Below are 23,555 nucleotides of genomic sequence, written 5' to 3'. Positions count from 1 at the left end.
ATAAAAAAAGAGGGCGATTATCCTCTTTAGTTTTTACCGAGCAAATAAGATAGCCCTATTATTTTTACAATTTGGATATTATACAACAATATGGCAATGTAATGACAAAATTAACGATGCGATTTTAAGGGCTTATTTATCTTACACAAACGGGGCAAGATTCCTCTCTATCCCTTCTAATACCCGCCCATTATAAACAACTAGCTTTATGATAGAAATATTACAAAAAAGAGACTCTATGCTCTTTTGACCAATGACAATTAACAATCATCTCTTGGCATAATTGATTTTAAAATCTTTTTCTAACTTGTTAAAGAAATATCCGATATCTGCGCGAGCTTCATTATCCGCTAATGGCCGATGATATAACTTCATTGCTCGATCAATCGCCTCCTTAAAATTAGAAGACAACTTATTTATGAGATGCTGTTTAATCCATTCCGGTTTTTTACTATATTCGGGTAAATGACACTTTAATGCTTTTTCAACCTCACTACAATTAGAAAAATGCTTTGTAGTATTCTCAAAATGAAGTAAAAACCAAAACTCTAAGCAAGGCACCATATACAACATCTCATATTGACAGCCTTTTTTACGCGCCTGTTCCTGTAATTTTCGATTAATTGCTTGTAACTTTTCTTTAGTATTAGCGCCTTCCCTTTCCTCTTTAAGAATTACGTCATAATCTACAAGCCAAAACACATAATCATGTCCATCATCCATTGCCTTTTTAAGTTCAGCCTCTTTACCATTGAGATTATTATTAAAAAATTTTGGCTGAATACTTAAATTTACTTGTGGATTTTTGCGCCTAAGGTACTCTTGATTATATCCTTGTAAATATGCTTGCTCACTCTCCCCGTCAACTAATAGATAGATCGACTTTCTTAATGTTCGAGAATGGTGTCCCCTTCTTGCCCGTCTACTCATAACCGCATCTCATCGCTCAATTACTCACTTAAACCGAACCAAACAATCACTCGTGAAATGATAGATTTGAATCTCATCTATTCTCACTATAAAAACAATACATTAAATAATATTAGGTTTTGCACCTAACTTTCCTATTTTATAGAAATTATAGATTGAAGATTCTCTTCTTAACTCTTTTGAAGAAAAATCACCAAGCGAATAGAGCTCTGTCTCTAATTGTTGATTCTTATCGGTAAACCAAATAACATCACGCCGCTCAACAAACTCTTTTATCTGCATCAACTCCCGTGAATGGGTCGTTAGTATAAGTTGAGAGTGCTTAACGCTCTTTAAAAATTGACTTAAGAAAAACTCTGCTAAATCAGGATGCAACGAACTTTCAAACTCATCAATCATCAATACTTTATGCTCTTTTACCAAAAGATAAAGCAACCCTGCTAATATCAACGCTCTTCTAGTACCTAAAGAAGTACATTTTAAAGGAAGAAAATATTGATCGTCCATTACCCCATAACGTACCTGAATCCGCTTTATAGGTCTATTTTGTAGTTTCTCTAATATCTCCTTCTCAGAGACCTCTTCATCTCGTTCGTTTTTCAAAAGAGGACTAAAAGTAGAGATAATAGAAGCAAGACCACTTAATAATTCAGGGGATGACAAATTTTCAATCCGAAATCCTTGAATACCAAAATCAGATTGATGTAAAAACTCAGTAATAAACGCTTCACCCTCAGGATCCTCTTCTACAATCTTAAAGATACGTTGATCAATTCTATTTCTTTGATTGTCTATCATCCCTTCTAGAACATTGCTATACCACTCTTGCATTAAATGTAACTCTTTAAAGAGAAAGTTGACTTTATTAAAGCCGACAAGAATAGATTCATTCCAAAGTGTCGCAAGTTGTAACGATTCGATAGCCCGTTGACTTAAATTATTCTCAGCAATCACTTGATCACTAATCTTGGTCAATTCGGTAACTTGACTATGCTGCTGAGTATTTCTCTCAAACAGTAATCGCTTTCTACCCGTTGTATTATAATCCCAATAATGAACGATCTCCTTAATAATACAAAACTGATTAAACTCAAAATGATGTTCAAATAAAATCCCTTTATGATAAAAGCGGATTTTTAAAAGTGTCGGAGCATCCTCACTCTCCGAATCAAAAGCAAAAGGACGAAAATCAAGTGTTTCAGCCTTATCTTCTTTTCTATCCAGCACTAATTGTCGTAAAAAATTTAATGCCTCTAAAACAGTCGTTTTACCTGAAGCATTTGCACCAAAAATCATTGCTAACTTCAAGAGCCTCACAGGCTTCTCTTGACGTAAAATCGGATCCCCATTCTCCAACTTTGGATGAATGACATAATGATCCTCATACCGTGTTGAGGTGAGTGCTTCAAATGAGAGTATCTGCTCATCCTTAATCGGACCAAAGTTTTGAATAGAAAAATCTAATATCACAACTTACCCCTAATGTTTTACCGTATAATATGGCTATATTAGCACTGAAAAATATGTTTTTATAGCTTTCTCACTTATTGTCTAAATTTGTGACTATGATATTAAAATATGTTTAATGAAAAAAAGGAAACCATATGCATTTTTATATAGATGAGAGCGGAAACACAGGAAAGGATCTGATGAATAAAAATCAGCCCATATTTTATTATGGAATGGTTGTGTCTTCTGTAGATTTAGAAAAACATAGGACACACTTTGTTGAAGAAATAAAAAAATGTACAAATAAAGATACAATTCATGCGAAAGATTTATCAGGAGAAATATTAACAGAACTTATCGGGATTGTTTCTAGCTTTATGGATGAAAATGAGTTAAAGTTTTATTCATATTTATGTGTAAAGAAAGATTATATTATAATACAATTTTTTGATCAGTTATTTGGATTAAACCCCTTCAATCATGAATTTCCAAAATGTGATTTATGCAATCAATTACAGAATCCTGAGACTAGGGCCGTGTTATTGTATCTTTTAAAAGAGTCTATGGATGATACTCAATTAGCAGATATATTAACCGCAAGACATCATAGAAACGTAAGCTTACCGTCAAGCGCACAGTTCATAACTAGAGACTTTTTTGGTTAATTGTTTTTTAAATTCACTGGGAGGTAAATTTCCCAGTGACTCATGAGGTCTTTCTTCATTATAACTTAACATCCAAGCCCAACTAAGTTCCCGCACCTGCGCTAGTGAGGAGAATAAATGGGGGGTTAATACTTCCGTTCGATAACTGCGATTAAAACGTTCGATATAAGCATTTTGATTTGGCTTTCCTGGCTCAATATAACAGATCCTAACGTGATTATTTTCACACCATTTTGTAAAAGCTGAAGAAGTCATTTCACTGCCATTATCGACACGAATCATTCTAGGAACGCCTCTTTCTTCTTTAAGTTGTTCTAAAACTCTCACAACTCTAGTGGCCGGTAGTGAGGTATCAACGACAATATCTAAAGCTTCTCGTGTACCTTCATCAATAATATTCAAAACTCTAAAGCGGGTACCGCTATAGAGTGCATCACTCATAAAATCGAACGACCAACTATAATTAGCCTCTGTAGGTACAGCTAAAGGTACAGGGTTACGCTCTGGTAACCGTTTTTTGGTACGTCTCTTTTGATTTAAATTCATTGCACAGTAAATACGCCACACGCGTTTAAAGTTCCATAAATTACCATCGAGTCTTAATCGGTGAAAGCACTTCCAAAACCCCCAACGAGACCGTGTGGAGTCTTGAATAATTGTATTAAGCGCATCCACTATAGGCTGATCACGCTTTAGACGGTTTTGTTTCGGATCAGGCCGGTACCAACTGCGACGAGAAAGTCCTGTCAATCGACAAGCCTTAGCTATCGAAAGTAATCCTTGATATACCAAGTGTTGAGTCGCTTCTCTGCGTCGTTCCGGCGTTACAGCTTTCCCAATAAATCCTTAATTGCTGCATTTTCTAAAGCTAACTCAGCATACATTTTTTTGAGCTTGGCATTTTCAGCTTCAATTTCCCGTAATCGCTTCAAATCAGAGGCTTCTAAGCCTCCATATTTACTTTTCCATTGATAGTACGTAGCACTACTAATGCCGTGCTCTCGGCAGATATCGGTAACTTTAACGCCCTTTTCTGCCAGTTTTAAAATGTTTACAATTTGTGTTTCTGTGAATTTTGATCGTTTCATGATTTCCTCCATCTAAATAATGATGACAGAAATCTCTAGTTTTGGCTTGTGTCTTTTTAGGGTAAGTTTACGGGTAAGTTTACGGTATGAAGAAAGAGGGATTCCTGCACAGCGATTCTTGGGGATTGATGAGATTGCTGAAGAAGAGATTTTAAATGTAATCCAAGCATATTACAAAACGGCTTTTGAGTAGATATCAAAAAATCGCACTTCACTTAAGCGCCAATTCTTACGTGAGATGATAGATCTTTTCATAGTGAAAGAACTTTAAATGCGCTTAAAATGCGTTTTGATACTTTATAAAGATTGTTGAGAGGTTTGTTGAGTTACTGTTTATCGGTATTGCTTAAAGCTATCTTCCCTTTTATAAATCCAGCTCCCGAAAGAGCCCCTAAAATGAAAGTTAAAATCGTTTTTATAATATCGTCTTTCCCCCAGTAAGCTAGGATAGCTAAGAAAATCATAAAAAACACACTAAAAACAATCCCTAAAATAACTAACTTGGATTTGTAAGCTCGTTGACATTGAAGATCATTAGCATATAGATCCAAATTCTTTTCAGCTAGATGTTTTTGGTTATCCAGATCCTTTTCTTTAAGATCAAGCTCTTTACCTTGGAGGATAAGATTTCGTTCTTGTAGATCTAGTAAACGACTCATCATTGCTTCCTGTTCAGAAGAATTAGCTTCTTGTGAGGACGTATCATTTTGAAAATTTTCTTGAGTCTGCATACTACTCATCGTTATTAAAGCCCCTCAACCTACTTATCTTAATTGAGAAAGTTTATATTCAACTTCAAAAAAACCAAAGCCACCATTAGAACCTAATTTAGGAGGAATGAATCGGCTTTTTTTAATATTATTTCTATCCTTTTCCAGAATAATAAGGAATTCTTTAGAGCTTACGACTTCCTTATTGATTGGTCTTAGCACCTTCTTATTACTCATATATAACCTCACCTTTTCTTAAAAAGAAAATACTTAGGAAATATACCCTACACAGTTAAAAGTAATATATTAGGATCCTAAGCATCGTTTAACAAATGATATAGTATGCTTGTGCACCAGTCAAAAAAGTTTCAACGATGTTGCATATAACTATGATAAGAAGCTTTAAAATGTTAGCAATTGATGTTTCTGTAAGTTTTTATCGCTTCATGATTTCCGCCATCTCAATAAGGATGACGAAATCTCTCATTTTAGCTTGTCTCTTTTTAGGATAAATTTACGCTTTAACCTACCACCCCATCACTCTCCACAAGCCTTTTAGCTGCTGCCACTTTCGCTCAAGGTAGGTGGTTTTCAGTTTTGTCTGCCCTTGCGCTTCGCGCTCTTTAACGAGTGCTTGCAATGTAGTGGTGGCATTGGTGATTTTACCGGTCTCGATATCGAGATATGTGGGATAGAGAATCAAGGTACCGGCGATCAGTTCCGAAAGGGTGAGCTTCCGCCCTCTTCTGCCGGTTAAGGTGTAGTGATCTTCCGTAAGGCCCCAATTGGCATAGAAAGGGATGCCGTAGCAGACTACCTTCTTCCCGCGGAGGAGCGCTTCAAAGCCGGAGAGCGAGGTCATGGTATGGAGCTCATCACACTGCTCGATCATGGCAATGATATCCCCCTCTGCCATCACAAGATCGGCATATTGCCGAGCAAGCGCTTCATCCACATGGCCAAGGCGATTTCCGCTCACCACATCGGGATGCGGTTTATAGACAATATAGCTTTCGGGATTTTGCCGACGAACGGCTTGGAGCAGCCCTAAATTGGTATTGATATCGCGCGTACCGGTTTGAATGGAGGCATCATCTTCCACCTGCCCCGGCACGAGGAGAATGGGGCGATTCTTGATCCTTGGAATCTGCGCTGTGCGGTCACCCACATTATATTTCCCCACCTTAAAGGCGACAAGATCCCGTTGTAGCGCCTCGGCTTCTGCTAAAAGTTCTGCGGAAAATGTTGTATGCGTTAAAAGCGCTTCTAAACGTGAAGGTTGCGATGCATCAAAATAGATCCCCCGGTCATCGAGCACTAAAGAGCGCGGTGGCACCAGATTGGAGCCTAATCCCACCGAGCGGATAAAGCCATCTTCCATCCGTAAAATGGCGATCTCCTCCTGCTCTGCCCAGTTGACTAAATCGGGAAATTGCTTTCCCCAAATTAAGAGGCGAATATTGCTCCGTGCCGATTCCGGCAACGCTGCATACGCCTCCCGTAATGCCTTCTCCGTTCGGAAATAACGAAGCTGATTACGATAGCTCTGAATAAAGGGGCGAATAATCTGCCGCTTCCAGAAAGAGAGCCCAACGACCCAAATTTCCCCGGCGAGAAGCGCTTCCCTTCGTTTCATCATGATGAGATAATCGATCACATCAAAGATCGTCCCACGCTTGCCGGTATACGGGTTAAGATAACGGCAATATTGCAAGTAACTCGCGGTAAAGAGCTCAAGAAGTGTTGCGTGCCGGCAGCGGGATTTGAACGCCGGCATTTGAACCTGCGGATGCCGATCTTCCGTTAAGCCCCAACCGGCATACCAAGGTAGCCCAAAAGTGATCACCTCTTTACCGAGCATCAAAGCCTCAAACCCCATCTGCGAAGTCGCTACATAGACACGATCCATCCGCGCCAGCAGAGCGTGAGGATGAAGATCCTCCGCCAATAATCGCACCTGAATATCCGCCTGTAATTCCGGCATCATCGCCGTAAAATGCCCCTGCTTCTTCCCCGCTAAGACATCGGGATGAATCTTCACCCAGATCACCGCATCGGGATTCTCCGCCTTAGCCGCGCTTAACATCTTCTGAAAAGTCTCCGGCGTGACGCCACCATATTGCAACGAGAGATCCCCAAAGGTTTGATCAATCACCAACACCTGCTTTTTCCCGGCATCAAAAGGAAGATGCGCCGGCCAAGTGGCAGGAAGATGGTTATATTTCGTCAATTGATGCTCAATCACCAGCCGAAGCGCCCGCGCCCCTTCCGACAATCGTGGGAGCAGATCCTCCTGCGCTAAAATAAGTGTCTCTAGCCGAGAGGGTTTTGCAGCATCATAATAGATCCCCAAATCATCCACCACAATTGATAACGGCGCATCACCACTCACCCCTAACCCCATAGAGCGAAGGAAGCCATCTTCGATCAAAATAGCGCCGTTTAACTGTTTCTTTTCGGCAAGACCAAGCGCTCGCAAGCCACTCTTTTTATAGCCCCAACCTAATGCGGTATCTTGAGGCTGATAAGTGAGTACCACTTCCAAATTTTGCCCAGAAAAAAAAGAACGCCATCTTTGCAGATGACGCCACAATCCATAACTTAAAAGCGGTATTTTAATCTCACCCATAACCGATTATTTTAGCCCTATTACTTTTGCAATCTCTTCTAAACGATGTGCCCAAGTGTGATATTTTGCCACATATTCTGCCCCGGCACGAGCTCGCTCTAAATCTTCTTGACTTGGTCCATATTTTAAACGCTTAAATAGCTCCCGCATCTCTTCCTCATTATGAACTACATGACAATAATCTTTAAAGCGTTCCTCAACAGAAAGCGCTGGAGTCGTTACAGCTATACCACCACACGCTAAGATCTCTACTAAACGACGAGAAAACATCGTCGGCGAATCTGTTATGGTATTCACATTCAATGAGACCAAATAATCCTTATAGATTTGCCCCGTTTTAGGGTATTTAACAGCACGCTTAATCTCCATCTTAGGAAGAATAGGATAACGATAATTATCCGATTTACGCCCAGAATTACGATCAAATACTGTTAATCCTAGGCCCGAATCAGTTACCGAATGAAAAAGCTGATCCTGCCATTGCCGGCGCGCATTATGAATATGATGACTATAACTCCCAACAAAATTCGCACGATGATACTTAAAGTTAAAGCCATCAAAGAAATGGAACTTGGGCTGCACGGCAAACATTAAAGTATGAACCGAAGCATCCTCCCCCATTACCGCTTTATAACGAGGAATACAGGTTTCATCCACCGTAAAAACATGATCAAAAAGCTTTGCACTATCGATAAAGCGATCAAAATGAACCGAATCTTCCTTATTCCAAAAGACCGTAGGAATTCCACGATCTTTGGCTTTTTGCACTAATCTTTTGAGCTTGTCATTATTCCGCTCAGGATGATCCGGATAAGAAGCAATCTTATACTTCCAACGATTCCAGCGTCCTTGCCAGGCTGATTCTACAAAAAGCATCTGATTTAGAGTGCTATCCTTGCTTCTTTTATAATAGCTCAAGCTAAAAGATGTTTCATTCTATTTTTCCAAAACCTTATTATAAAATTCCTCTATCACATGTTTAAAATCAATATCTTGTGTATTATTGATACAAGTATGAATCCAACCTTTCTTACAAAAACCAGCTGCTTTTATCTCTAATAATTGTTGCTCATGACAATAATTAATTATTGAATTTTTATCACATTCGACCACAAACCTTTCATGAGCAATTTTATGATTATTTATACTATTAGGAACTATTCCATCATATAAATGGATTAAACTTTTAACACCAATATTATACTCAGATTCAAAATAATCTGAAATAAGCATATAAAAGTCTTTAGTCTTACTAATATAGAAATACCTAGAATATTCTGATAATATTTTCCTATTATCATAAGTTAAATGATTTTTAATATTAACTCTCAAACAAATAGACTCCGAACCCTCATAAACTATTGATAATACACCATTTATTTTACGAGCACTTGTATATTCAGGTATTTTTTTAATAACACTGACTGGATCTTCATTTAAATATATTGAGTCCACTACAAATACATTATGATTTGTTACCAAGCGTCCCTGTTTTTTTACAAATATCTTCCCAAGTGTATCGGATAAATAAAATGCCCCTATATCATTATCTTTGTTATGTGTTTTATGTAATTTAGATCCATTTACCCACAGATAAAATCCATCCTCATTATTATGCAATGAAAAGAAGCTATTATCTTTAAAAAAACAAAAATCTACAGAATTACAATCATAGTTTTTATTATTTACATTATCATCATAATTCAAAGTAAAAATAGAATATAGTTCTTGCTTATATTCTAAATCTCTAAAAAGTAAATTGGGAGAGATATTCTGAAAAAAACAGGAAACAGGAAATAACCACTCTTCTGTACTTTCACAGTCACCGTAATTGGCAAAATATTTTTTTGTAACAGGATTTGAAGAATATTTTATAAAATTACAACATTTTTTAAATGCAGGAAAATCCCTATCTATTAAGGCATTTATATCCATATTTTCCATCTCTGCTAAAAGAAAAAGAAATGGTGAAAGCTCTAGAACTATAAACTGGAAATAAGAAATACTTTCAAGATAACTTCCGTCCTGTAATGAACTATTAACAATTTCTTGTAAATCCTTATACAATACCTTCGTAGATGTAGTCCATCTTTTATGTAACAGCAAGGCGCCTAATAAGAAAGTTGTTAATATTACAATCCCATGATTAGTCGATCTATTATTCCAATGAATAGTATTTGGAAAAGCTTGCGTAATTCCTACTGTACCCAGTCCCCTTTTGTCCAATAACCAAGAAGTCCCATGATCAAAAAATTTTCTATTAACCCGAGCATTATTGATATTAAGAATTGAGCAACTTAAAGAAAAAGCTCCTGCGGCATAGCCATTAGACCAGTTATTTGTTTCCCAAATTGCATTACCTACATCAGTGTTTGAAGAAGGTCTCCATTTAGGCCAAGCAAAAAGAGTTTCAAATACAAATTCAGAGTACTTATAAACTAGTTGTATAGTTTCATCAGATAAATGATCATGAAATTTTAGCAACTGGTAGCATGATAATAATGTAGTGTAAAACTCCTTTGTCCTTCTCTCCCATTCCAAAACATATTTAGGTGCTGTTTTATAGAGTTCTTTGGTTGCTCTTTCATTGTGGAAACCAAAATACTTATAATGATATCCTTTATCAGCATACATAGCTTGAATTTCAACAAGATATATGTCAGTTTCTAGATTATTAATAACTAATCCGCTCTGCTTTATTACGCTAATATCTTCTTTTAACTCTTTAAGTCTTCTCCCATTTATTGTCAAGTAGAGTTTATTATCAATAACTCTTAACACAATCATAAATCTATTAGACAATGGTAAATGAGCAATTTTAATTCCATTGTAATAAAAATTTAATTTGTTTTTATCAGAATTGTAATTAATTTCAAATATATATTCTGCAAATGATACAACAAAAGATGTTTTTTCTATATTACTTAAATACATATCCAACTTTAAAGAAGTTATATCAGAGTAAAAATATTCTTTAAATGATTTTGGAATACTTATCCCATATATACTAGGATGATCAGACAAAGGCATAAATGCGTGATCTATTGTTTCAATAGATGGGGTTAACAAATAAGAAATTTTTTTATTTATCTCCCTTTCTATACCCTCTATTTTTTCTATTTTTTCTATTTTCATATAAAACTAACTTGTCTAAACTAGCTTCCCAAAATTGTTTTAGTAATTAAAATATTGGCAACAAAATTACATCCATCCTCATTAAAATGAACATCATCATAAAAATACCTATGATCAAAATCGATATATTGCTCTATATCTATCAATTCCCCTCCTAGATCTAAGATTACTTCCCTAAAGATACTATTTAAAACTTTTCTATCATTCGATAAATTGGAAAAAACATCTTTATTATAAGTATTCTTATTATAAGAATAATCATAATCATCAATATGTGCAAAAGTCATAAAGCATATTTCTGCATCAATTAAATCAACAAAGTTAATTATTAATGAGTATATTTTCCTTAATTCAGAATACCACTGGTGTTTTTCTAAAGGCTTTTTACTAGAGACCTTATCCGAGGGAATAATTGCTGAAAATCTAGGTGTATTATTCCAATAACCCCCATTATTAAAAGCATATAAATCATTTGTAGGCAAACAACAATATATTCTCTTAGGTTTCTCCTCTACAGCTTTATTTAAAATAATATTTAATATCTGTAAGCTTGTAGTACCTGAATATCCCCCATTTAATACTTTATAATTTTCTCCATTATTAGAATTAATTGCTATTTGAAATTGATCAGTGATTCTTTTCCCTTCATCAACATACAAACACTCTATTTGAGAGGCTCCTAAAAATAAAATAGATTCACAGTCATCATCTAGACTATCATTTAATTTTGTATTTGTAATAAAACCATTTTTAGTTGTAGTTAACTGATAACTTTTTTTAATCAAGCTGGGTCTATTTTTCAAATAAGCATCATTAGGTATTAATAACCTATTAATGTTTACACCCCATTCTTTTAGTCGTATCGTTCTCTTATTACCATTCTCAGATGAGTTTTTTATTTTTAAAGAAGAGTCTAAAGTAATAATATTAGACTTTATTATTATAGGGAGGCTTTCTTCATGCACTCTAGCAAAAGCAATTACCTGATAAGTTCCTGGAGATATATTTTTACTATATAACCCTGTCTTCAACTCACTATAACCAGTAATAAAATACTTTTTCCCATCTCTTAACAAGTAAAATGAACATGGCACATTTACATCTAATCCCGTAAAACCAAAAGAAAAACCTTTTTCTTTATCAAATTTTAAATAACAAGTTAATAAATTCATGTTGTTTTATATTCCTAACAGACCATCTAATTTATCAAAAACTATATCATCTGAATACATATTTAAAAGCTTTTGTCTACAGCAATTTCTATGCTTTTTCAAAGCTTGATTGTTAAACATCTCATATTCATTAATTAAAGTTACGGCCTGATCTTGATCATAAACAACCCATTCTTTAGGATAAATGACATCCGCATTTTCCCAACTCCATACAATTGGAATGCAACCAGATAAAACTCCATCAGCCAAGGCATAATGAAATGATTCAGCATCACTGGGAGATAAAATAAAATCAATTTTCTGATACCAAAGAGCTACATCATTCCCCCATCCATCAAAGTGTACTCTATCTTTTAATTTAGGGCTTTGAGCAATATGCTCATATAATTGATTATAATAGTCAAGCTCTTTTTTTCTTCCTGGTGCTTGCATAAAAGGTAAATTTTCAGGTCTATGTCCTTTTATATATAAATGCGCATCCTTCCCATCTTCAATTAACCTTTCTAATAAATCGATAGCTCTATCAAATCTTTTTGTTTGAGGAATTATGCCAACCATTCCCAAATTATAAGTTAGCGGAGCTTTTCTTAAAAAAAACTTATCAGACAATAAATAATTAGGTATGACGAGACATTTCTCTTTAGGCCAATTCCATAAAGTTAAAGCCTTTTCTTTAATATGATCAGCAACAAAAATAACTTTTGTAACATTATTTATATCTAAACTACTGCCAAACTTCCTAGCTCTTTCTCTTACTTCTTGAGCATGAGCTCTAATATATAAAGGCTTTTTCGATAAGTTATTCTGACTATACCAAACGGCATTAGCTAACCCCCACTCACAGAAAATAATATCAGCCCAATCTAGAAGTTTTTTACTTCTATTGAGATCCGTTGCTTTTCCCCACTCCCAAATATCCACTTTTACCTGATACCCAGCTTTCTTCAAATAAGAAATCCATGGATTAATAAACTTTAAATCATGCCCAGCAACGAGTATTTTTTTATCCTTTTTTAAGGAGTCAAAACTATCAACAAATATTTCAGACTCTATATCATTAGATATTTTTTCAAAAGAATGCTTATATTTAATTCTCTGTGCTAGCAAGCCATAATCAAAATCTTTAGGTAAAGACTTATTTTTTAAAATTGTTAAAAAATCTTCCTTGCATTTCACATAAAATGGATAGTTGTTACTTAATAAGTTTTTATTAATTTCTGAAGGGTAACAAAGAGCAGGCTTTTGTAATACAGCCATCTCTATAAGTTTCGTTGAGACTTCAAGCGTTGAATCCTCTAAAACAGGACTTCGATAGCACCAAACATAATCCATAGCTTTCATCAGAGACATTGCTCCAAATCTATCTAAGTCAGTATGAACTTCAATAAAAGGTAAGGACAAAAGGTCATTTATTCTATTAACAAAACCATCTTTTCTATCTGAAGAGTAAATCTTTCCAGTTGCTATATGTAACTGAATATTAATTCCTTGACTTATAAGCTCACGACACCAAGTTATTAATTCCTCTACTCCCCAATTGGGTTGAACCTTACCTGCATAACCAATATAGACAGTATCTATCTCTTTATTGATTAAACTCGTACTAACAAGTGAATCTAAATTATCCGGTAAAGAAGGAGGCAATAAGACTGATCTAAAATCAATATTTGTTATTTCTTTTAGTCTCTCTTTTATTCTTTTTGTCTGTACTAGTAAGTAATCTGAATTTAAAACTACAGAAGATAAATATTTAGCTTTATCCTCAGGAATAAAAAAGCCCTTTTCATTAACTTGATAAAAATCAGTTAGATATACACAGCGTCTATTTATAAAGGTATCGTCCTGCTGGATAGTTTTAGCTAACTCAAAACCTCTTGTTACCACGCCTCTAATACTAGGTATAACCTTATCAAGTTTTTTTAAAACCTCTACAGCTAACACATTATTCAAAGGTTGATTTATGCCTAGCTCTCTCGGCTCAATCCCCTTCCAACCACTAGCAATAATATTGCTTAATATGTTTTTTTCTTTATTTATATTATCCTTAAAAATCACAAGAACATTATGCTTAATAGATAATAAATTTATAATAGAGGTAAGCCAAATAGAAGATCCATCAATAACATTAGGAGAAATATCGCCATAGATTAATATATCTACATCTTCTAATTCTTTTTCTTCTACAACTGACTCAATAAACGACAAACTAAAGTCGATATTTGAAAACTTAGTCTCACCAACCTCCCTAACTCCATTTTCTAGTTGATAAGGTATGTATTTTAAATAAGAATTATTTAAAAAATGAACTCCTATAACATTTAGCTGTACATTCGTAGCCAGTAGGTGCAATTTAACTTGCAACTCATTAATATTTTTTCTTGCATGCAAAACAATATCTTGCATATAACAACTATTACTGATCTGTCGTCCACCACCTATATACTCAAAAACGCCATATTGCTCCGAGGATTTACTTAGTCCTAAAGCTAAATGAAGATCAACAGGCTCAGTACTTCCGAATGACATTAAAGCTGCTTTTCGTATATCGAACAATTTTTTATCTTTATAAAAAAGTCTAATACTGTAATCAACTCCGGACCTAATATTTTTTAAAATAAAGCCTCTGTTATCATTAGGAGATAAAATGAAAGAATTCGATACTAAGCTAGCTACTACATTAAAGTCCACACTATATTCTTCGGATAAACTTATTAAATCACCACCAATACTTTTTTGCATCAAAAGCATATTGAGTGAGTCAATTGTAACAGCCATGCTCAAAAACGATTTAACGTTAATATATAATTTATTGATTTTACCGCAAATAAAAAAATCAATCTCTTGCACATAAAACCCAGCCTTCTCTTCACCACCCCCGATATAAGCAAAAACCCCATTTTGCTCGGAGATATTTTGTAATCCTAATAGATCTTTAATCTCTTGCGGCGCTCGCTGGGGAATGTCGAATGTTAGAAAGAGGCTTCTTGGTTTTTTAAAGACTTCTCTACATTGGTGAATGATTCTTATACGGTAGCTTCCTGGAAGTAAATTGACTAACTTAATTTCATAAGGTTTATCTACAGAAAGCTCTATATTATTAATTTCTTTTTTTAACATTGCCACGCCAACTTTATTTGCACAACAGATCAAAACATCTCATAAAAATGATTACTAAATACTCTAAGCACCACCAATAGAGTACAATTCATGTGGTGTTGGGAGATTTAAACCCCTTTATTTAACAGTAAATTCTCATATCTGGCAAGAATAAAAAATTATTTGGATAATATTAATTCCTAAAATCTCTCTGGAAAGTATTTTCCCCATAAACAAAATTTTATACCTATAGCGAAAAGATCTACGAAATAACCTTATTATCGCCCAATTACCTGCAATAATCCTTTCAATTGTTGCCACTTTCGCTCAAGGTAGGTGGTTTTCAGTTTTGTCTGCCCTTGCGCTTCGCGCTCTTTAACGAGTGCTTGCAATGTAGTGGTGGCATTGGTGATTTTACCGGTCTCGATATCGAGATATGTGGGGTAGAGAATCAAGGTGCCGGCGATCAGTTCCGAAAGGGTGAGCTTCCGCCCTCTTCTGCCGGTTAAGGTGTAGTGATCTTCCGTAAGGCCCCAATTGGCATAGAAAGGGATGCCGTAGCAGACCACCTTCTTCCCGCGAAGGAGCGCTTCAAAGCCGGAGAGCGAGGTCATGGTATGGAGCTCATCACACTGCTCGATCATGGCAATGATATCCCCCTCTGCCATTACAAGATCAGCATATTGCCGGGCAAGTGATTCATCCACATGACCAAGGCGATTTCCGCTCACTACATCGGGATGCGGTTTATAGACAATATAGCTTTCGGGATTTTGCCGGCGAACGGCTTGGAGCAACCCTAAATTGGTATTGATATCGCGCGTGCCGGTCTGAATCGAGGCATCATCTTCCACCTGCCCCGGCACGAGGAGGATCGGTCTCTCGCCCGCTTTCGGTAAGGTACAATCTTGCCGACCCACATTATATTTACCGATCTTAAAATTGATAAGATCCTTCTGCAATGTTGCCGCTTCTGCTAAAAGCTCGGCATCAAAAGTGATTTCGCTTAAGAGCTTCTCTAAGCGTGAAGGGGTACTAGCATCAAAATAGATGCCTAAATCATCGAGCACCAAAGAGCGTGGTGGTACAAGGTTAGAGCCCAAGCCCACGGAGCGGATAAAGCCATCTTCCATCCTTAAGATCGGCAATTGCTGCTGATTCGCCCACTCTACCAATTGCGGAAACTTCTTCCCCCAGATAAGGAGCCGAATCTTATTTTCTGCGTTATCTGCGTTATCTAGGTTTTCTGAAGTCGCTGAATCCTCTGAATTTCGATCGATCCGCTTATGCACTTCCGCATAAGCACGCTCAACTGCGGCTTGATCCTTAAAGAAACGGAGGCGATTATTCACCGCGCGTAAAAAAGGGGTGATGATTTTCCGCTTCCAGAAGGATAAGCCCATCACCCAGATCTCCCCTGCGAGTAACTTCTCCCGTCGTTTCATCATGATGAGATAATCGATCACATCAAAGATCACGCCTCTTGTGCCGGTATAAGGATTGAGATAACGGCAATATTGCAAATAACTTGCGGTAAAGAGCTCAAAAAGTGTTGCGTGTCGGCGGCGGGATTGGAACTCCGGCGCTAAAACTTGTGGATGGCGATCTTCCGTCAATCCCCAACCGGCATACCAGGGCAGACCAAAGGTGACCACTTTTTTGCCGAGCATCAGAGCCTCAAACCCCATCTGCGAGGTGGCGACATAGATAGAGTCCATCTTCTTCAATAAGGTATGGGGATGAATATTCTCCGCTAAGAGCCGAATTTGCGGATCACGTGCTAATGCCGGCATCACCTCGGTAAAATGCCCCTGCTTCTTCCCGGCTAAGACATCGGGATGAACCTTAATCCAGATCACCGCCTCCGGATGCTCCCGCTTTGCACTCTCTAACATGGTGAGAAAGGTCTCCGCCTCAACACCACCATATTGCAAAGATAGATCGCCAAAGGTTTGGTCGATAATTAAGAGATGCTCTTTCTCTGCCTCAAAGGTTAAACCTGCCGGCAGATCTTCTGGGATCGCATTATATTTCGTTAGTTGATGGATCAAGATCAAATCAAGCGCCCGCGCACCATCAGCTAAGAGCGATTCCGGCATCTCCCCATTTAAAATCAACTGCTCTAAACGAGAAGGTTTCGAGGCATCATAATAGATCCCAAGATTATCCACCACCAAGGATAAGGGCACTTCCCCATTCACCCCCAGATCCATCGAGCGAAGGAAGCCATCTTCAATCAGAATAGCGCCTTGTAAACCCTTCTTTTTAGCAAGATTAATTGCCCGTAAGCCACTCTTTTTATTGCCCCATCCTAAGATGTAATCCTCAGCCTGATAAGAAGATCCAACAGTTAAATGAGAGGCAGAAAAAAAGGGGCGCCATCTCTTAAGACGACGCCATAATCCAAAACTCATTACAGGAATTTTAATCTTATCCATTTGTTACTTGAATCCTATCACTTTTGCGATCTCTGCTAAACGATGCTCCCAAGTATGATATTTTGCCACATATTCAGCCCCGGCACGAGCTCGCTCTAAATCTTCTTGACTTGGGCCATATTTTAAACGATTAAATAGCTCTCGCATCTCTTCTTCATTATGAACCACATGGCAATAATCTTTAAAGAGTTTTTCAACAGAGAGCGCCGGCGTTGTTATCGCTATTCCGGCACACGCTAAAATCTCCACCAACCGCCGGGAGAACATTGTTGGCGAATCGGTAATCGTATTCACATTTAAAGAGACCAAGTAGTCTTTATAGATCTGCCCTGTTTTAGGATATTTGACCGCTTTTTTAATCTCCATATTAGGAAGTATCGGATAACGATAGTTTTTCGATTTTCTATTGGAATTGCGATCAAACACCGTTAGCCCTAAGCCTGTTTCAGTTGCTGTTTCAAACAATCCATTTTGCCATATTCTACGCTCATCATGAATATGGTGACTATAACTCCCGACAAAATTAGCACGATGATACTTAAAATTAAAACCATCAAAGAAATGGAACTTGGGCTGCACGGCAAACATTAAAGTATGGACTGAGGCATCCTCCCCCATCACTGCTTTATAACGAGGGATACAGGTTTCATCGACTGTAAAAACATGATCAAATAATTTTGCACTATCAATAAAGCGATCAAAATGAACACCATCTTCTTTATTCCAAAAAACCGTCGGGATACCATAGTCTTTCGCCCTTGCAACAAGCTCTTTCAACTTATCATTATTCCGCTCTGGATAGTCCGGATAAGCCGCAATTTTAAACTTCCAACGATTCCAATGCCCTTTCCATGCCGATTCAACCAGTAATACTTTTGCCGAAGAGAGGTGTATCGTCCGGAGTGCCCGGTCAATAGAAGATCGGGTCAACTCATCCGATACTAGATAAATTTTGTCTAATGTCATCATTTAAAGTATTACTGAATAAGTCCTAAAACAAAAAAGAGGTATATTCTACCTCTTTAACATTTATCAAGCAAAGTGATAACCCCACTAAGTTTACGTAATCACGTTAGGATCTGTTATATTGAGCCAGGAAAGCCAAATCCAAATGCTTAGAGCGTTTTAATCGCAGTTATCGAACGGAAGTATTAAACCCCCCATTTATTCGCCACACTAGCGCAGGTGCGAGAACTTAGTTGGGCTTGGATGTTAAGTTATAACGAAGAAAGACCTCATGAGTCACTGGGAAATTTACCTCCCAGTGAATTTAAAAAACAATTAACCGAAAAAGTCTCTAGTTATGAACTGTGCGCTTGACGGTAAGCTTACGCTATAAGTTATTTATATTTTTGAGAAATAGCTAAATATCTTTCAAACTTCTTCCCTACACCTATATCACATCCCAATCTTACAGAGGCATCTATATACATATCACCTAATTTTTTATCCCAATGTTTATCAAATAAATCATATCCTGCTGGGATAGGAGTAAATTCTCCTAAATATATATTTTCATCGCAAACTAAAAAATCAATCCTTACAAAAGGAGATGGGATTTCTAGACTAAGTTGCTCTGCTTTTTTAACCAACACTTCTAAGATATTGTCTCTTTTACCTTTAAATAAATTATTCTCATATTTCCCATTATTAATGTAATTGAGGTCTACATCAAACCAACAACGTTTAATTTCTCCATGCCTAGACGTATCTAAAATTAAACCTACCTTTCCATAAAAACAGTAAAATTTAACATCTCTTGCCAAATTCCCCTCTTTATCTTTTAAGAGCTCCTCAGACATCCATCTATCTCGCCTAACGGTACCTGCCTTCAATAAACGTCTAGCATATCTTTTTGCTAAAGCAATTGATTCATGTTTTATTGCTCTATCAAGATAAACGATATTTCTTGATGAGTGAACAATAAAAACACCCTTACTAGCATTCTCAGCAACAGGTTTAATTACTGTATTTGTTGAAAAACTTAGATCATCTAATGCTACATCCATTTGTAATATTTGAGCTGTTGCTACATCACACTTATGGGCAAACTCGTACCCTACTAATTTTCTATCTAATATAGCTGTGGGTAATCTTAATTTATATTTATCCCAAATTTCATCTGATTCTTTTCTAAATAAATCTAAACAACGAGTAAAAGAAGCCCCTTTATTTTCTTGATTGGGTATAACAACCTCTCCATTTATAACAATTTCTATATTCACTACTTAAAACCTTCTCAAATTGACAAGTATAAAAAAATTTAAACTTAAATTAAATACAAAATTCTTATATTAAAATAATCCCTGTATTTATTACTGATTTCATTGTGTAGTCCTCCCCTTTTTAGGGCTATTTAAAAGTAGAAGGTTTCTCTTGGTTTATTAAAGTTGACACGGTGGCACACAGATCCAATGGCTGAATGAGGTCTTTCATTATTATAACCCCATAACCATTTAGTGGAGTAAATTTGTGTTTCATTGATTGTTTCAAACAAATAATTCGATAGTAACTCCTCTCTTACGGTGCGGTTAAATCGCTCAATATAAGCATTTTGTGTGGGTTTCCCCGGTTGAGTATAGATCAGAGTGATCTTCTTTGGATTAGCCCAATCAATTAATTTCTGACTAATATATTCAGGGCCATTATCACATCGAATCGCTGCAGGCTTTCCTCTCCATTCAATAATTCTCTCTAAGGAGCGAATCACTTTTTCTGTCGGTAAACTAAAATCAATATCCACGCAAAGACCTTCTCGATTATAATCATCAATCACATTAAAAGTTCGGAAATAACGTCCATTTTGCAAGCTGTCAGACATAAAATCCATCGACCATATTTGATTAATATCTGTCGCTAATCCCAATGCTTCGGGGCAATTTCTGATGATTCGTTTTTTAGGTTTACTTTTGAATATTTCTCAAATAATCAAAACATAAGCCAAATCCCCAACGCTTATGAGCTTTAGTTAACTTCAGTAACCAAGTTTCAATGAGTCTGTTTTCGGAAGAGGCTTTGGCCTGATAGCGAAAAGCCGTTTTGCTAATTCCAAATATCTCACAAACCAAACGAATGGAGATATCTTGAGTCTTTAAAACAGCTTTAGCCATCTCTTTTCGTTGAGATGGCTTTACCACTTTCGCTCTAAAGCTTCTTGGCGGATACGGGACTTTAAACATTCTTCAGCATACATTTTTTTGAGCCTTGCATTCTCAGCTTCTAGCTCTTTTAAGCGAGTAATCATCGAGGCATCCATACCACCATATTTTGAACGCCACTTATAAAATGTCGCCGAACTAATCCCATGCTCTCGACATAAATCGGTCACTTTCACGCCTGATTCATTCTGTTTTAAGATTGACATGATTTGTGTGTCTGTGAATTTTGATTTTTTCATAGTTAATTTCTCCTAAGTAAATAATACGAGAAAATTCTACTTATAGTCGGTATTATTTTTAGGGGGGATTACACTTCTTCAGTGTAAATATATGGTGAAAATCTCATATTAACCTCGTTAAATAAATTCAAAGTGAAGAAATTTTGTTATAACTTTCTTCATAAAATTCAGGTATAAAGTGCATTGGATTTTTACCCCATGGATGATTAACTGCACCAGTAAATAATTTAGAACTATATTCTAAATATTGATTCGAACTAATATAGTTATCAAGCAAATCATAAACTCTAGATAAAAAATCATTTTGTTTATTTATTTTATCCAAATTAGAAAAGTCCTCTCCAAGCTCATCTTTGGTAGCAAGATATACTTTATTTATCAGTAACTTTTCTAAGTTTCCAGTAAGTTCCAAGTGAGAAACAAATATTTTTAACCCTTGTTTAAAGTACTCCCAATATACCTCTGTATCCGGACTAATTATCTTATTTTTAGATGTCAATATTTTTGATTTTTGCAACTCTGCTGAATAAGTCAATAATCCTGAGTTATATTCCACCAAAGAAAATCTTGAAAATAAAAAATCTATTAGAAAATAATCATACTCTCTTTTAGACACATAAGATAATAAGTTATTTTTCGCGTCTATTTCAATCACTCGTCGCTGAAATGCTGATGGTACTTGATTAACATCCACGTTTAATTTGATTGGCTTGCTTTGTAATTTCGCAATTGAATATCGGGCTATATATCCACTAAGGCGGATATCACCTTTATTATATGGTTTATTGAATATATCCCTTGAAACGCATCCCCCATAGACAAAAATATTTTTCATATTGCTCCCATCAATTATCAGTTCTTAAGTTGATGTATAATTTAGAAGAAGTTGGCTTATTCCATAATGAAAAATATATATTTAAATTTTCACTTTTTTCATATAACATAAAATCTTCTCTTATGACTAAAGAAAAGACAAAGTCTTCTGAAGTAACATCAATATACTTAAAATACATTCTCAACTGTTTAGAATAATGGAACCCTTCAAAGATATCTTCTTCTACACAGATCAATAAAGATTTTCTATTATTATTTTCAGATATGAATGTGCCTTTTATTAGGTATTTTCTATCATTACTCAAATCAATACTAAAAGCATAAACCGGTTTAACTTCTTTTAATGTTAAGAGTAAATCACTATCTTTTTGTAATCGTGATGTATTTTTATAGGAAGAGATAAACATACACTCTCCAACAGAAATCATGTGTGATACTTTGATATAATCACGACTACTAGATAATCCGCCCTCTTTTATTTGATTACTCGCAATATCGATATCTTTTTGAGTATATATACCAGACCTAAGAATATGCTTAGAATATGTATTGAGATCTAACAACATCAATTTATGCATATCTGAATCACTAAATGTAATATTTTTATCTAGTAACGGAGGAGTGACATTGCCCCAAAAATTCATACTCTCAATTTTTGATGGGGAGGGCAAGTCCTCGAATGGGGCACCTAGATTATAGTTTTCTACTGTAAAGTTTTTGATATCCGTATCAAATTTTATTTTCCTTAAATCCGGCTGAATAACCGTTAATAAATCAAAATAAATCTGATTAAATGGTTTATTTTCATAATACTTGGTAAGCTTTAATAACTCTATAGAATAAAGTGGTGAAAATATATAATCATTTAAATTTCTAAACGTAGACCGCCCAAAATGAAATCTTGACCTAAAGTTTCTATAATGATACATCATCACCTGTTTATCATGGACATCCAGTCCTAGCTGATTAAATTGCTTTAATAATTTATCTTTAATTATTAATAAATCATCATCTTTATTCAACTTGGCTGATAAGAACTCAAAAAAACCTTCATAATCATGCTTATATGCATTCCTAATATTCCCTCCACCAGCACCATGAAAGTGTATTACAGGCGTTGGCTGACTATGCTTAGGGAAATAAATAGGAAAGTAAACACCCAAATTTCCCCTTTTCCAGAGATCATATGACTCAACACAATCTATAGTTTTTTTATAATAACCCGAATTATTAATTTTCAAGTTATACTTTTTTGCTAAAACTTGAGCTACTTCATAATCTTTTTGCCAATTTCTATTAGTTGCAAACCTAATATTTTTTAAGTTTGTTAAGTTCAGCAGCAGTGATAAAACTATTCTAGAATCATTTCCTCCTGAAATATCACAAATAATCTTATCAAAATATTTATTTATAGCATTAAGCTTTTTTATATTTCTATCTCTAAACTTTAATAAAATATTTTTAACATCTTGGATAGATAAGTTAGCGTCAAAAGACTCATTGAGCTCATTGCAAGTCATTAAATTTATGCTGTACTTTTCGCCCTCTTTAAAAATAACTAACACTTTATCAATCGCTAATATTTTAATTTCTTTAAAGTAGGTATCATTACTAATCAAAGACTGGAAAAGAGTATGCTTTATTTTTCCTAAAGCCATTAATTCTAAATCAGGCGTTAGTACTTGTCCTTTCTCATTTAAAAAATGAAAAAGATCTCTAAATGAGTTACTAATAGCCCAATGTTCTTGATTACAATAATAAAAAATTAAGTCTTGTCCAAAATCATCAACTCTTGCACTTACTTTTTCTTCTTCAAATCTTACGGTACTAAATCGTCCATCATTCAGATCTAAAAGATCCGGCCTACCATAATGCCGACAATATAAGTCATATCCCTCCTGTGCAAAAATAAGGTCATTCTTTAGAAAGCAGTAACCTGAAAATATATCTTTTTGATTACTGTCCCATGAAGATACTACAAAAAACCCCCTTTCGTCATGCATATTATTCCT

16 protein-coding genes and 2 pseudogenes are annotated in these 23,555 nt (G+C 35.6%); 2 read left to right on the top strand and 16 right to left on the bottom strand.

Annotation, left to right across the window (positions count from 1 at the left end; translation table 11 throughout):
- Positions 1–267: 267 nt before the first annotated feature.
- Both B9T19_RS02780 and B9T19_RS02775 read right to left on the bottom strand, forming a co-directional pair.
- Positions 268–930, bottom strand: a complete 663-nt coding sequence (locus B9T19_RS02780; protein WP_094567053.1) for an RloB family protein — start codon at positions 928–930, stop codon at positions 268–270.
- 102 nt (positions 931–1,032) lie between these two features.
- On the bottom strand, positions 1,033–2,400 hold the full coding sequence (locus B9T19_RS02775; RefSeq protein ID WP_094567052.1) for an ATP/GTP-binding protein: 1,368 nt from the start codon (positions 2,398–2,400) through the stop codon (positions 1,033–1,035).
- Between the two features lie 134 nt (positions 2,401–2,534).
- On the opposite strand from B9T19_RS02775, the gene B9T19_RS02770 reads away from it, so the two are divergent.
- Positions 2,535–3,044, top strand: a complete 510-nt coding sequence (locus B9T19_RS02770) for a DUF3800 domain-containing protein (protein ID WP_094567051.1) — start codon at positions 2,535–2,537, stop codon at positions 3,042–3,044.
- On the opposite strand, the gene B9T19_RS02765 is transcribed toward B9T19_RS02770, so the two are convergent.
- From B9T19_RS02765 to B9T19_RS02720, 10 genes are all read right to left on the bottom strand, one after another.
- Positions 3,006–4,132, bottom strand: a protein-coding gene (locus B9T19_RS02765) for an IS3 family transposase (RefSeq protein ID WP_369828044.1) whose coding sequence is annotated in 2 segments (ribosomal slippage) — positions 3,006–3,874 and positions 3,874–4,132 — 1,128 coding nt in all. Because the reading frame shifts where the segments join, the coding sequence is not laid out codon by codon here. The genes B9T19_RS02770 and B9T19_RS02765 overlap by 39 nt on opposite strands.
- A gap of 326 nt (positions 4,133–4,458) precedes the next feature.
- Positions 4,459–4,872, bottom strand: a complete 414-nt coding sequence (locus B9T19_RS02760) for a hypothetical protein (protein WP_094567050.1) — start codon at positions 4,870–4,872, stop codon at positions 4,459–4,461.
- Between the two features lie 24 nt (positions 4,873–4,896).
- Complete coding sequence (locus B9T19_RS02755; protein WP_094567049.1) at positions 4,897–5,079, bottom strand: hypothetical protein; 183 nt, start codon at positions 5,077–5,079, stop codon at positions 4,897–4,899.
- A gap of 289 nt (positions 5,080–5,368) precedes the next feature.
- A complete protein-coding gene (locus B9T19_RS02750) occupies positions 5,369–7,471 on the bottom strand; it encodes a capsular polysaccharide biosynthesis protein (RefSeq protein ID WP_094567048.1) in 2,103 nt (700 codons plus the stop codon).
- Between the two features lie 6 nt (positions 7,472–7,477).
- The gene (locus tag B9T19_RS02745) at positions 7,478–8,389 is read right to left on the bottom strand and encodes a glycosyltransferase (RefSeq protein WP_369828043.1); all 912 of its coding nucleotides are present in this window, start codon (positions 8,387–8,389) and stop codon (positions 7,478–7,480) included.
- 18 nt (positions 8,390–8,407) lie between these two features.
- Complete coding sequence (locus tag B9T19_RS02740) at positions 8,408–10,606, bottom strand: hypothetical protein (protein ID WP_094567046.1); 2,199 nt, start codon at positions 10,604–10,606, stop codon at positions 8,408–8,410.
- 20 nt (positions 10,607–10,626) lie between these two features.
- Positions 10,627–11,778 carry a hypothetical protein gene (locus B9T19_RS02735; protein WP_094567045.1) on the bottom strand — a complete coding sequence of 384 codons (1,152 nt, stop codon included), beginning with the start codon at positions 11,776–11,778 and terminating at the stop codon, positions 10,627–10,629.
- A 6-nt stretch (positions 11,779–11,784) separates the two neighbouring features.
- On the bottom strand, positions 11,785–14,895 hold the full coding sequence (locus tag B9T19_RS02730) for a glycosyltransferase (protein ID WP_094567044.1): 3,111 nt from the start codon (positions 14,893–14,895) through the stop codon (positions 11,785–11,787).
- Positions 14,896–15,152: 257 nt separating this feature from the next.
- Complete coding sequence (locus B9T19_RS02725; RefSeq protein ID WP_198959026.1) at positions 15,153–17,312, bottom strand: capsular polysaccharide biosynthesis protein; 2,160 nt, start codon at positions 17,310–17,312, stop codon at positions 15,153–15,155.
- 3 nt (positions 17,313–17,315) lie between these two features.
- Complete coding sequence (locus B9T19_RS02720) at positions 17,316–18,278, bottom strand: glycosyltransferase (RefSeq protein ID WP_094567367.1); 963 nt, start codon at positions 18,276–18,278, stop codon at positions 17,316–17,318.
- Positions 18,279–18,389: 111 nt separating this feature from the next.
- Between B9T19_RS02720 and B9T19_RS10715 the strand changes: the two are divergent.
- Positions 18,390–18,632, top strand: a pseudogene (locus tag B9T19_RS10715) (transposase); the annotation flags it as partial.
- A gap of 20 nt (positions 18,633–18,652) precedes the next feature.
- Here B9T19_RS10715 and B9T19_RS02710 read toward each other — a convergent pair.
- From B9T19_RS02710 to B9T19_RS02695, 4 genes and pseudogenes are all read right to left on the bottom strand, one after another.
- Positions 18,653–19,537, bottom strand: coding sequence for an ATP-grasp fold amidoligase family protein (locus tag B9T19_RS02710; protein WP_094567042.1), 885 nt, complete (start codon positions 19,535–19,537; stop codon positions 18,653–18,655).
- A gap of 131 nt (positions 19,538–19,668) precedes the next feature.
- Positions 19,669–20,709, bottom strand: a pseudogene (locus tag B9T19_RS02705) (IS3 family transposase).
- Positions 20,710–20,836: 127 nt separating this feature from the next.
- Complete coding sequence (locus B9T19_RS02700; RefSeq protein WP_094567041.1) at positions 20,837–21,544, bottom strand: DUF6270 domain-containing protein; 708 nt, start codon at positions 21,542–21,544, stop codon at positions 20,837–20,839.
- A gap of 10 nt (positions 21,545–21,554) precedes the next feature.
- The gene (locus tag B9T19_RS02695) at positions 21,555–23,546 is read right to left on the bottom strand and encodes a hypothetical protein (protein WP_094567040.1); all 1,992 of its coding nucleotides are present in this window, start codon (positions 23,544–23,546) and stop codon (positions 21,555–21,557) included.
- Positions 23,547–23,555: the final 9 nt, after the last annotated feature.

It is taken from the genome of Ignatzschineria sp. F8392, assembly GCF_002252045.1.
GTDB lineage: Bacteria > Pseudomonadota > Gammaproteobacteria > Cardiobacteriales > Wohlfahrtiimonadaceae > Ignatzschineria.
This window is presented reverse-complemented; position numbering and strand designations above follow the sequence as displayed.